The sequence below is a fragment of the Actimicrobium sp. CCI2.3 genome (assembly GCF_035019065.1).
GTDB lineage: Bacteria > Pseudomonadota > Gammaproteobacteria > Burkholderiales > Burkholderiaceae_D > Actimicrobium.
Map to the genome: position 1 here is coordinate 122,208 of NZ_JASJWR010000005.1, position 11,523 is coordinate 133,730.

At 60.8% G+C, this 11,523-nt stretch carries 10 protein-coding genes; 8 read left to right on the plus strand and 2 right to left on the minus strand.

The genetic code is table 11. The features are described 5' to 3' along the window. Positions 1–90 precede the first annotated feature (90 nt). Genes QN370_RS04750 through QN370_RS04760 form a run of 3 tightly spaced genes read left to right on the plus strand, consistent with a single transcriptional unit; the run spans position 91 to position 1,188 of the window. The gene (locus QN370_RS04750; RefSeq protein ID WP_322126368.1) at positions 91–465 is read left to right on the plus strand and encodes an HPF/RaiA family ribosome-associated protein; all 375 of its coding nucleotides are present in this window, start codon (positions 91–93) and stop codon (positions 463–465) included. Next, a complete protein-coding gene (locus QN370_RS04755; protein WP_322126367.1) occupies positions 458–640 on the plus strand; it encodes a hypothetical protein in 183 nt (60 codons plus the stop codon). Before QN370_RS04750 ends, QN370_RS04755 begins: the two co-directional genes overlap by 8 nt. Positions 641–648: 8 nt before the next feature. Then, complete coding sequence (locus QN370_RS04760) at positions 649–1,188, plus strand: DUF2062 domain-containing protein (protein WP_322126366.1); 540 nt, start codon at positions 649–651, stop codon at positions 1,186–1,188. A gap of 17 nt (positions 1,189–1,205) precedes the next feature. Here the strand turns inward: QN370_RS04760 and QN370_RS04765 are convergent, their stop codons facing one another. Together QN370_RS04765 and QN370_RS04770 are read right to left on the minus strand one after the other, a co-directional pair. Then, on the minus strand, positions 1,206–2,717 hold the full coding sequence (locus tag QN370_RS04765; protein WP_322126365.1) for a CHAD domain-containing protein: 1,512 nt from the start codon (positions 2,715–2,717) through the stop codon (positions 1,206–1,208). Positions 2,718–2,880: 163 nt separating this feature from the next. Then, positions 2,881–3,189 (minus strand): high-potential iron-sulfur protein, encoded by a 309-nt coding sequence (locus QN370_RS04770; RefSeq protein WP_322126364.1) that lies wholly within the window; start codon positions 3,187–3,189, stop codon positions 2,881–2,883. Between the two features lie 255 nt (positions 3,190–3,444). Here QN370_RS04770 and QN370_RS04775 point away from each other — a divergent pair, with 255 nt between their 5' ends. The 5 genes from QN370_RS04775 (at position 3,445) to QN370_RS04795 (ending at position 11,490) form a co-directional block, all read left to right on the plus strand. Beyond that, a complete protein-coding gene (locus QN370_RS04775; protein WP_322126363.1) occupies positions 3,445–4,122 on the plus strand; it encodes a type 1 glutamine amidotransferase domain-containing protein in 678 nt (225 codons plus the stop codon). 311 nt (positions 4,123–4,433) lie between these two features. Next, positions 4,434–6,449, plus strand: a complete 2,016-nt coding sequence (locus QN370_RS04780; RefSeq protein WP_322126362.1) for a S46 family peptidase — start codon at positions 4,434–4,436, stop codon at positions 6,447–6,449. Between the two features lie 128 nt (positions 6,450–6,577). After that, positions 6,578–9,427 (plus strand): TonB-dependent receptor plug domain-containing protein, encoded by a 2,850-nt coding sequence (locus QN370_RS04785; RefSeq protein ID WP_322126361.1) that lies wholly within the window; start codon positions 6,578–6,580, stop codon positions 9,425–9,427. Positions 9,428–9,504: 77 nt separating this feature from the next. After that, positions 9,505–11,103 (plus strand): amidase, encoded by a 1,599-nt coding sequence (locus QN370_RS04790; protein ID WP_322126360.1) that lies wholly within the window; start codon positions 9,505–9,507, stop codon positions 11,101–11,103. Between the two features lie 9 nt (positions 11,104–11,112). Further along, entirely contained in the window at positions 11,113–11,490 is a 378-nt protein-coding gene (locus QN370_RS04795) for a hypothetical protein (protein WP_322126359.1), read from the plus strand. The last annotated feature ends 33 nt before the right edge of the window (positions 11,491–11,523 follow it).

Sequence of the window (11,523 nt, forward strand, 5' to 3'; positions counted from 1 at the left end):
TACCGAACCCATCGACAGATTTAGGCAGACGTTTTCCAGCCGTGAAGTGCGTACCATCAATCACTCACCACTCAATGAAAGGAACGTTCCATGAACCTGCAAATGGTTGCCCAGGATTTCTCCCTCACTCCGTCGCTACAGAATTACCTGCAACGCCGCCTCGGTGCCGCGTTTGCACGCGCCAGCAACCGCGTGATGCGCATCGTCATTCGTTTGCGCGATATCAATGGTCCGCGCGGCGGCTGCGACATGGTCTGCCAGATCAGCGTGACGATACCGGGCCAGCCGGAAGTGGTCATCCGCGAAGTGCAAACCGACATGTACAAGGCGATCAACGCAGCAGTCAAGCGTGCCGCTTATCGCACCCGCCTGATCACCCACAGGCGCAGCACGCCCCGCTACGAAAAAGCAGGCCCCAGCCCGGATGCATCCCAAATGAACGAGGAGACCAGCGATCGTGATTAAGACTGCAGGCCTCAGGAAACTGGGGCTGACCCTGCTGAAAATTCCGCCACTGCTGCTATTGGCAGTGGTCAGTCTGCTGATCGGACTGGCCGTCATCGTGGCTCTGAAATGGCGCAAGCCAGCTTCCTTGCCGCCGATGCTGCGCACCTTGCAACTCCCTCGTCTCAAGGAATAAAGGAAGGTATGGCCAAATCATTTCGGGAATGGCTGCGTCACGCCGACATGATCAAGAAGCATCCGCATATCGCACGCTTGCTGGGCAAGGCCCAGCCAGAAATATGGGTACCGCGCCGTCGCTCGGTGGCACTGGGTGCGGCCATCGGCGGCGCGGTCAGCATCATGCCGCTACCCGCGCAAACCATCATTGCCGCGCTGCTGGCGATACGCTTCAAGGCCCATCTGCCAACCGCCGTGGTGCTGACCTTCCTGAGCAATCCGTTCACCGCGTTGCCGCTCTTGTGCCTGGCCTGGATGCTGGGGGCACTGTGCCTCGGCTTGCCGCTCGCCTGGCCGGAGCAATCCGTTGGCACCAGCGGCGTGCAGTGGCTGGACTGGATCAGGCATGCAGGCAAACCGCTGTTGCTCGGGATGCCGTTGCTCGCCACGCTGCTAAGCCTGTCGCTGTTCGGCCTGATCCATGCCGGATGGCGTCTTGCCATCGTGCGTCAATGGCGCAATCGCCGCATTGATCGCGACAGGCGCAACCAGCAAACCATACGGTAATACCCTGCCGCGATCGGCTAGCCGGGAATTTTCTTCGCGCCGAAGCGCCGGCATTGCTCGCGCATGAGCCGGTCATCGACTGCCGCCCCGGCACTGAGGAAGCCGCGCACGAATCCTGCGCTGCCGGCCAGTTCCAGCGATCCGTCCTGCAACTGTCTGAGCAAGCGGTCCGCCACGGCGGCATCGTTACTGGTCCCCAGCTGGTCCTGCAACATCGCCAGTCCTTCTGCATACCGACGCATTTTTTTTGCCGGGTAGAGCGAGGCAAAGAACTCGATGGCGTAGCGCATTTTCTTGACCGCGATACGCAGACGATGGCGTGCCTGCACGCTGCCATCCTCCAATTGCTTGCCGCGCTGACGCAGGCGACGCTGGTGGTGTTCAAGCATGTCGCGCGTATAGCTGGGCAAGCGCTTCATCTGCTGGTCCGGTTGAGCGTCGACCACCAGCAACCAGCGTGACAGTCCCAGCATCAGGCGAGTGGTGCGCGGAGCCGCAACCGCTGCACCAGCCGCCGCGTGCGTCTCACGTGAATGCACCAGCGCCGCCAGTCCGAGCGCCGTCAGCCGCACTTCTCCGCGAGCCGCAGTGGCGACCGCCGGTAAGGTCGTATCAACCAGCGCATCCCAGTCACGCGCAGCACCCAGTTGCGCCATGAGCCAGTCGAGGTCGGTCTGCAACGCCTGCGGTAACGGCTGCAAACCGCGAAACAACTCGAACGCACAGCGCAACCGTCGCAATCCGACGCGCATCTGGTGCAGGCTTTCGGTATCGAGTCGATGCACGACACCGGCCTCGTTGCCCTGAACCTGCGCCAGGCAATTGGTGGCGATGGCCTGAAACGCCTGCACGATCGTCATCTGCCGGTGCAACTGCAACGGCTGCGCGGTCACCGGCGCGACCGGCTGCGGCCTGTACAGTGCGTAACCACGGTCCGCCTTGCTCAGGTTGCTGATCTGCAGCGAGACATCCTGTTGCAACGCCAGCGCCACATCGAACAGGTGGAGCGGATCGCCTGCCTTGAGCTCGAGTTCGATTTCACTCACATCGACGCGCTGCCCGTCGCGCTCAAGATAGCCAAGGTCGAGCACGCATTCGATCTCGTTGCCATCGGCCAGCTCCAAGTCCCAGATGGAACGGGTCACCTGTGTGCTGAATATCGGTAGCAGACTTTGCTCGCACTCTGATGACCGCAACAACTTGCCCCAATCGCTCTTGCGATCGACCAGTGCCCGCAGCATTGCCAGCTCCGGTGCCGGACCGGCTACCGGCGTTTCCCACTCATGCCGGCTATGCAACCCGCCCGCCACGCTGCCGCCGGCCTTCAGTGTCTGGACCCAGTCCTCGCCAACGAGTCGGACCCGCAATCCGGCACCGCCCGCACGCAATTGCAGATCCGGCGTGTCGAAATAAATGTCATGCATCAGTTGTTCGCGCGGCGCGGCGCGGGCGAATTTTTTCAATATCGGATGTTTGCGCAAAGCACTGACATCACGCGGCTTGACCAGCAATTTCAATTCAACTTCCATGAGCAACGATCCTGGTGAACCGGCATGTCACCGGTATGAGTAGGGTAAGAGCAAGGGTAAGAGCGGGCCAGTAAAAAATGGCAAACAACGGCGAACAATGACAAAAAAAACACGCTTGTCGCGTGTTTTTTTTTGAAAAATCAACCGGCACATTGCTGGTTGATCAGCCCTTCTTGGCGTACGCGCTGCACCAGCCCGTAGCCGCAACTTGTTTGCCAGGGAACAGAGCACAATTGCCGTAGCCTGTTGCTGCACCGGCGTACAACTGGCAGCCAGCGCACTTCTGCTCCGCAGTGTGTTTTGGAAACTTGACTTTATCCGTCTTGGTGCTGTCTTCCTTGTACGCAAGGGCAACCGCCTGTGCATCAGTTTCTGAGACTTTGGCAGCTTGTGCCTGGCTCAACGAAGCGGTGGCCAGTGCGGCGGAACCAAGAATGGAATGGATAACGAACGTGCGGCGGTTCATGGTCATATTGAATCCTAAAAGGTGGGACATCAGTTGGCTGGAGAAAAGGCTTACTGCCCGGATCACGTAAAGCGGGCAAAGTCTAGCACCGTTGGAGCGAAGTTTCAGGCCTCCGATGCGGTATTACCGGGTAGCAGACACAAGTGCGCCAGCGCACAGACAACTGGTCCGCGCGCAGCTTACGGTGGTGAAAAAATGTTCATGCGGGCCGGAAAACGCCCCTGCACGAACGACTTCCCTCCCCGATACGAAAGGCACACGATGCATATCCTGATGGTACTGACCTCGCACGACAAACTCGGTGATACCGGCAAAAAGACCGGTTTCTGGCTGGAAGAATTCGCCGCACCGTATTACATTTTCAAAGACGCCGGCGTCACCCTGACACTGGCCTCCCCGCTCGGCGGCCAACCGCCGCTGGACCCGAAAAGTGATGACGCGTCGGCGCAAACCGATGCCACCGGGCGCTTCAAGGAAGATGCTGAAGCACAAGCCGCACTGGCCACCACAGTGAAACTCGCCGGTGTCGACGCCGGCAAGTTCGATGCGGTCTTTTATCCGGGCGGCCACGGACCGCTGTGGGACCTCGCCGAAAACACCTCGTCGATCACACTGATCGAGACCATGCTGGCCGCAGGAAAACCGGTCGTCGCGGTATGCCATGCGCCCGCCGTACTGCGTCATCCAAAAGCCGCCAATGGCAAATCCGTCGTGGATGGCAAAGCCGTCACCGGCTTTACCAACACCGAAGAACAGGCAGTCGGGCTGACCGATGTCGTACCGTTTCTGGTCGAAGACATGCTGCGGCAAAATGGCGGCACGTATTCCAAACTGGAAGACTGGCAGCCGTATGTCGTCACCGATGGTTTGCTCATCACAGGACAGAATCCGGCGTCGTCGGCCCCGGCTGCCAAGGCATTGATGAAATTGCTGGGTTAGATAAAAGTCGGTGTGCCTGGTGCAATGCCCTTCGGTTATTGCACCCTACGGTTGAGGTCGGCCTGGTGCAATGCCCCCTCCCCCAAAACCCCGCACCGTCCTGCAGAACTTTGCAACCAAAACCGCATCTCGCACCAACTTTTCACGACGCTCCATCGGCCTTTCACCCTGCAATAATGTTGCTCCCGCGACGCTAAGTTTCCAAAAAACATCGTTTTTAAACCTATGCTAATGTCATCTCCATAGTTAATACTTTGGAGACACTTTTGCGTAATACTTCGTTGCTCTCCCTCCTTTTGGTGCTTCCGGGCATGGCCTTTGCCGCCGAGGGAATGTGGACACTGGACAACCTGCCGACCGACCGTTTGCAAGCTGCCTACCAATTCACCCCGACCGCCGCATGGACCAACCGCATGATGCAAGGCTCGGCGCGGATCGCTGGCGGCTGTTCGGCGTCGTTCATCTCCAAAGATGGGTTGGTGATGACCAATCACCATTGCGCGTCGGAGTGCGTCGACCAGCTATCGACCGCCACCAAAAACTACATGCAGGATGGTTTTCTGGCACGCCAGCGCGAGCAGGAAGTGCGCTGCCCGGAAATCGAACTGAACCGGCTCGAACTGATTACCGACGTAACCAGTCAGGTCAAGGATGCCACCCGGGGTTTGCAGGGAGAAGCCTTCAAGGCGGCCCAGAACGAAATCAAAGCCACACTGGCCTCGGCCTGTATCGGCAAAGAACGCGAGACAGTGCGCTGTGACGTCGTCGATCTGTATCACGGTGGTCGCTATCACCTGTACCGTTACCATCGTTTCCAGGACACCCGGCTAGTCTGGGTACCTGAAAAGGACAGCGCCTTTTTTGGCGGCGATCCGGATAACTTTAATTTCCCGCGCTTCGACCTCGACATCGCGCTGGTGCGCGCCTACGAAAACGGCAAGCCCGCCGCCATCTCCCATTTCCTGCCATTTAGCAAGAACGGTGCTGCCGACAATGAACTGGTGTTCGTCACCGGCCACCCCGGCTCGACACAGCGACAGCTGACGATGGCGCAACTCGATACCATCCGCGACCTCGGCCTGATCGGCGGCTTGCTGGAACTGGCCGAACTGCGTGGCGTGCTGGAGCAGTTCGGTAAAAGCAATCCGGAAGCCGCACGGATTTCCGAAGGCACGCTGTTTGGTGTTGAAAACAGCTACAAGGCGATGTTCGGTGAACTGACCGCCCTGCTCGACCCGGCCCTGCGAGAACGCAAGCTGGCCGAAGAAGCCGAACTGCGTCGCTACACCGCCGCCAGCACAGCCCTTGCCAGCAGCGTCGGTCCGGCCTGGGATGCCATCGCTGCCGCCGAACAAGCCTATCGCCAACTGGAAAAACCGTACGTCCTTATCGCGCGCGGACGTGCTTTCAACACAACCTATTTCGAGACAGCCCGTTTGCTCGTGCGTGCCGCCCGCGAACGCAGCCTGCCGAACGGCCAGCGCCTGCCGGAATTCACTGACGGCAAGCTGCCCGAACTGGAACAGCAACTGTTTTCCAGTGCCCCCGTCTATCCCGCGTTTGAACAGGTCAAGTTCGGCTTTTCGCTGACCAAGCTGCGCGAACGGCTCGGTACCGATCATCCGCTAGTCAAGCAGGTGCTGGGCCGGCAGTCGCCGGAACAACTGGCCGCTGCGCTGATCGGCAGCACCCGTCTTGGCGACCTCGCCGTGCGCAAGGCACTGTGGGAAGGCGGGCAAGCAGCCATCGAGCGCTCCGATGATCCATTCATCCGCCTTGCGCTGGCGATCGATCCGGCTGCGCGCGCACTGCGCAAGGACTACGAACGCGAGGTCGAATCGGTCGTCGAACGCAACGCCGAGCTGATCGCCCAGGCCCGCTTTGCCCAGCGCGGCACCGGCGACTATCCGGATGCGACCTTCACGCTGCGCCTGTCGTATGGCGAAGTGAAGGGCTGGGAGGAAGCCGGCCAGCCGGTCGCGCCATTCACGACGCTCGCCGGTGCGTTCGAGCGTGACACCGGCGTCGCGCCGTTCGCCTTGCCAGCTTCGTGGCTGGCTGCGAAACCCCGACTCAATCTCTCGCAACCGTTCAATTTTTCGACCACTAACGACATCATCGGCGGCAACTCCGGCAGTCCGATGGTCAACCGCAATGGCGAAATCGTTGGCCTGATTTTTGACGGCAATATCCACTCGCTGGGCGGCGCGTTCTGGTTCGACCCGCGCCTTAACCGGGCGGTCGCCGTGCACAGCGGTGCCATCCTCGAAACCCTGTCCGTGATTTACGGCGCGACCGCACTGGTGCACGAAATCCGACCTGACTGATCACGCAGCACACCTCTTTACCCACCGACAGCAGGGGGAGCAGCCGCTCCCGAACTGCGTCGGACCGCTGTACCTGCCGGAACACTATCCTGTGCCCGGCAACCCGAGGATGAAGACTGGAATCAACGATGAAATCCACGACGAGAAGCATCAAGATCAAGGCGCTGGCGCTGGGCAGTCTGGCCCTGATGCCACTGGCAATCCACAACGCCCATGCGCAGCAGGTTGACGGCGACAAGGTTCAGCGGGTCGAAGTGACCGGATCAAACATCCGCCGCATCGACAAGGAAACGCCCAGTCCGGTACAGGTCATCACGCTGCAAGACTTAAAAGCGTCGGGCTATACGGATGTCTCCAGCGTCTTGCGCAATATCACGGCCAACGGCGCGGGCACGCTGTCGCAATCGTTCAACGGCGCGTTTTCCAGCGGCGCCAGCGGTGTTGCGTTGCGCGGCCTGACGGTCGGCGCGACGCTGGTACTCATTGATGGCCACCGGATGGCACCGTATGCCTTGTCCGATGACGGCCAGCGCAGCTTTGTCGATATCAGCCAGATTCCGTTCGAGGCAATCGACCGCATCGAAGTCCTGAAAGACGGCGCTTCGTCGGTGTACGGCTCGGATGCGGTTGCCGGGGTGGTCAACGTGATCCTGAAAAAAACCTACGTCGGCCAGGAGATCGCGGCAGAAACCGGGACCAGCACGCGCGGTGGCGGCACCACCAGCCACGCGTCCGGCATCATCGGCTGGGGCGATCTGGCCGAAGACGGCCACAACTCTTACCTGTCGGTCGAATACCGCAAGCAGGACAAGATTCTGGTCTCGCAGCGCAGCGGCATGGCCTTCACGAACACCGACCTGACCAGCCAGGGTGGCAACAACCTGACTTCGGGCGTACCGAACAACCTCAACGCCGGTTATCCGGGCAGCATCACCGGTTACCTGCTCGATCCGGCCAGCGGCAACATCAGCGGCTTCCTGCCGGGTTGCGATGCCACCCGCCTCGCCGCCGGACAATGCGCGTACCGCAATGCCAATATCGAGATCCAGCCACAGACCCGCAATATCAACATCGTGGGTTCGCACACGCAAAAACTGGCCGGTGACTGGGAGCTCAAGCTCAAGGGCTCGCTGTTCGATTCGCAAGCCGAACAGATCAATGGCTATTCCGGCACCGGTGGCCTGAGCGGCCTCTCATCGGTGGCCTACAAGCCAGGCGGCATTCCTTACATCACGCCAGCCAACGCGCCGCTGCTGATCACGGTGCCGTCCAGCTATCCGGGCAACACGACCGGCGCGACGCAAGTCTTGCAATACAACTTCGCCAACCTTGGCGGCAGTTCAACCAGTGTCGATTCGCAGACCTACCGTTTTGTCGGCGACCTCACCGGTACCATCGGCAAATGGGACGTCACCGCCTCGGCCGGATTCACGGAAAATATCGTCAAGCAAACCGGTCACGGTTCGATCAATTTTCTGAACCTGCAATCGGCGCTGAACAATCCGACCACACCGTATCTGGTCGGTCAGGCAGCAGGTGGCAACAGTGCCGCCGCCAACGCGTTTGTCGCACCGCAAACCAATTCAAAAGCGACCGACATCCTCGAATTTGTCAGTCTGCGCGGCACGCGTGAATTGATGGCATTGCCGGGCGGCCCGCTGGCCGTTGGTGTGGGTACCGAGTTCACCCATCGCGAGCTCAATGCGCAAGCGGCCGATGCTTTCGCCAATGGCACGCAGGTCGGCAACAATGCCTTTGCCATCGGCAACCAGAACATATCGGCCGCCTATGTCGAACTGGTCGCGCCGGTACGCAAGAACCTCGAACTCGATGGTGCGGTCCGCTTCGACAAATACAACGGCAGCAGTAGCGCAACCAGTCCGAAAGTCGGTTTCAAGTTTGCGCCCCTGGAAATCGTCACCTTCCGCGGCACCTATGCCGAAGGTTTCCGGGCACCGAATCCGGCCGAGAACGGCAACGCCGGTCAGTCGTTTTACTACACCACGTACCGCGACAATGCGCTATGTCCGAACACCTCGCCGGGTGTCGATCCGGCCACGCTGGCCGGCAACTATCCGCGTCAATGCGCCATCGGACTGCTCGGCGTGCAGCAACCGAACGCCAGGCTCAAGCCCGAAACCTCGAAGTCGTACACGCTGGGCGTCATCTTCGAGCCGACCAAGCAGTTCAACATGTCGGCCGATTTTTATGACATCCGCATCGCCAACCAGATCATCTCCAGCTCGGGCGACCCGACCTACAGTTTTGCCGGCAATCTGGTCCGATCGTCGCCGACGATCCAGCCATTCAACGGCGCGGGCGGCAGCGTCAACCAGACGCCGGGCGCGGGCAACATCCTGTTCGCGCCGTTCCCGTATGAAAATGCCCAGAGCACCCATACGCGCGGCATCGACCTGGATATGCGCTACACGATGAACCTGAAAGCCGCCGGCAAACTGACCGTCGAATTCCAGGAGTCGCACATGCTCAAGTACGAGCAAGTCGGGGCCGACGGCACCATCTACCAGCTGGCCGGCACGCATGGTCCATCGGGCGTCTCGGGGGATACCGGCAACCCGCGTGACCGCGCCCATCTGATCACGACCTGGGAAAAAGGTCCGCTGAGCGTTGCCGGTACGGTCAACTGGATCAGCAGTTTCAAGGTCACGGATCCGACTGTCGGTGCCGTCGATTGCGCCAGTGCGATCAACAACTCGTTCAGCGGCCCGGCATTCTCGGGAGCGGTCCCGGCGCAGTATTGCCGCGTCGCCAGCTTCACCACGCTCGATGTGTACAGCAGCTACAAGTTCGACAAGAACTGGACTTTCCACGCGTCCGTGCAAAATGCATTAAACAAGGCACCACCGCTGGATTACCAGACTTACGGCGGTGCCGGTGGTACCTTCTTTGACGCCGCCTTGCATCAGGCCGGTGGCGTCGGGCGCTTCATCAATATCGGCGCGGCCTACAAGTTCTGACCGGAGCCAGCAGGTCCGGCATCCCCGCCTGGTGAAATGACCAGCGGGGGTTTTTATTGGATCACCACGGAGTCACCATGAATCGCAGAAATTTCATCAAGCTGAGTGCTGCTGCTGGCACCATCGGCACCATCGCCACGCCAGCCAATGCAGCCGGTAGCAAGCTCAATCTGGTCGAGGCCGACGTCGCGCAATTGCAGGCGGCGATGCGCAGCGGCGCGCTGACATCGCACGCGCTGACCGTGCACTATCTGGCCCGCATCAAGGCATTCGACAAATCCGGTCCGCATCTCAATGCCGTCATCGAGCGCAATCCCGACGCGCTGGCCATCGCCAGCGCCCTCGATGCCGAGCGCAAGGCCAGCGGTCCGCGCGGTCCGTTGCATGGCATCCCGGTCCTGATCAAGGACAATATCGCCACCGCCGATGCGATGCAGACCACCGCCGGTTCGCTCGCCCTGATCGGTGCCAAAGCACCGCGTGACGCGTTCCTTGTCACGCAGTTGCGTGCCGCCGGCGCAGTCATCCTCGGCAAAACCAACCTGAGCGAATGGGCCAATATCCGCTCGACCCGCTCGACGTCGGGCTGGAGCGCGCGCGGTGGGTTGACCCGTAATCCGTATGCGCTGGATCGCAATACCAGCGGCTCGAGTTCCGGTTCGGCAGCGGCCATCGCCGCCAGCCTCGCCGCGATTGCGGTGGGCACCGAAACCGATGGGTCGATCACCTCGCCGGCTTCACTGTGCGGACTGGTCGGCCTGAAACCGACGGTTGGCCTGATCAGCCGCGACGGCATCATTCCAATCTCGCACAGTCAGGACACGCCCGGCCCGATGACGCGCAGCGTCGCGGATGCCGCCGTGCTGCTGGGGGCGATGACCGGTGTCGATGCACGCGATACTGCCACCGCTGTCACGGCCACCAACACCGGCAAGGCACAGGATTACACCCGCTTCCTCGATGCCGATGGCTTGCGCGGCGCGCGTATCGGCGTCGTTACCAATGCCCGCTCCGGCAACCCTTACGTGCAACAGATCGCCGATGCCGCGCTGCTGGTGCTCAAAGCCAGGGGCGCGATCCTGATTGATGTCGAGCTGCCCAATATGAACAAGTACGGCGACTCGGAACTTGACGTGATGCTGTATGAACTCAAGGCCGACCTCAATGCCTATCTGGCCGAATTCGGACAAGGTGCTGCAGTCAGTTCGCTCAAGGACGTGATTGCCTTCAACCTGATCCACCGGCCGGTCGAAATGGCGTTCTTTGATCAGGAACTGTTCGTGCGGGCCGAAGCCAAGGGCGGTCTCGACAGTCCGGAGTACCGCGAGGCCCTGGCCAACAATCACCGCTATGCGCGTACCGAAGGCATCGATCAGGTACTGGCCGAATTCAAGCTCGATGCGCTGTTCGCACCGACCGGTGGTCCGGCGTGGCTGACCGATCCGATCAATGCCGATCACTACGGCGAGAGTTTTTCGAGTCCGGCAGCGGTGGCCGGTTATCCGCACATCACGGTACCGGCCGGCTTCATAGCGGGCCTGCCGGTGGGGATCTCGTTCGTTGCCGGTGCCTATGCCGAAGGCACGCTGATCAAGCTGGCCTATGCCTACGAGCAGGCGACCCGGCATCGGCGCGCACCGACTTTCCCGGCCAGCGTGACACCGCACTTCGGTTAAACTCCGGCCATGACAATTCTGCCCTTGCGACGCCTGCTGGTCGTCTTCGTTGCCCTCCTCAGCGTGCTGTTCGCACAGCTGGCGCTGGCGGCGTATGTGTGTCCGGGGCAGGCCAGCAGTCTGACGATGCGGGTGATTCAGGTGATGCCGGATTGTGCCGACATGGACATGGTGCAACCGGCACTTTGCCATGCCCATCAGCACGATGGCCATCAGCTGCCGGACAAACCGGTCACGCCGCATGCGGCACTATTCATTCCGGCAGCGCTGGTGCAGCAACTGGCACCGGCCACGCTACCGACCTCACGTCGCATGTTGCCGGGCTTCATTCTGGCGCGCACGACCGCTCCGCCCAAACCCATCCTGCACTGCCGCTTCCTGCTCTGATTTTTCGGGACTGACCCTGTTCGTGTCACCGCC

What these genes read in the sequence shown, in the direction of transcription:
- QN370_RS04750 (WP_322126368.1), top strand. Translation starts at nt 91, where the DNA reads ATGAACCTGCAAATGGTTGCCCAGGATTTCTCCCTCACTCCGTCGCTA.
- QN370_RS04760 (WP_322126366.1), top strand. Translation starts at nt 649, where the DNA reads ATGGCCAAATCATTTCGGGAATGGCTGCGTCACGCCGACATGATCAAG.
- QN370_RS04765 (WP_322126365.1), bottom strand. Translation starts at nt 2,717, where the DNA reads ATGGAAGTTGAATTGAAATTGCTGGTCAAGCCGCGTGATGTCAGTGCT.
- QN370_RS04770 (WP_322126364.1), bottom strand. Translation starts at nt 3,189, where the DNA reads ATGACCATGAACCGCCGCACGTTCGTTATCCATTCCATTCTTGGTTCC.
- QN370_RS04775 (WP_322126363.1), top strand. Translation starts at nt 3,445, where the DNA reads ATGCATATCCTGATGGTACTGACCTCGCACGACAAACTCGGTGATACC.
- QN370_RS04780 (WP_322126362.1), top strand. Translation starts at nt 4,434, where the DNA reads ATGGCCTTTGCCGCCGAGGGAATGTGGACACTGGACAACCTGCCGACC.
- QN370_RS04785 (WP_322126361.1), top strand. Translation starts at nt 6,578, where the DNA reads ATGAAATCCACGACGAGAAGCATCAAGATCAAGGCGCTGGCGCTGGGC.
- QN370_RS04790 (WP_322126360.1), top strand. Translation starts at nt 9,505, where the DNA reads ATGAATCGCAGAAATTTCATCAAGCTGAGTGCTGCTGCTGGCACCATC.
- QN370_RS04795 (WP_322126359.1), top strand. Translation starts at nt 11,113, where the DNA reads ATGACAATTCTGCCCTTGCGACGCCTGCTGGTCGTCTTCGTTGCCCTC.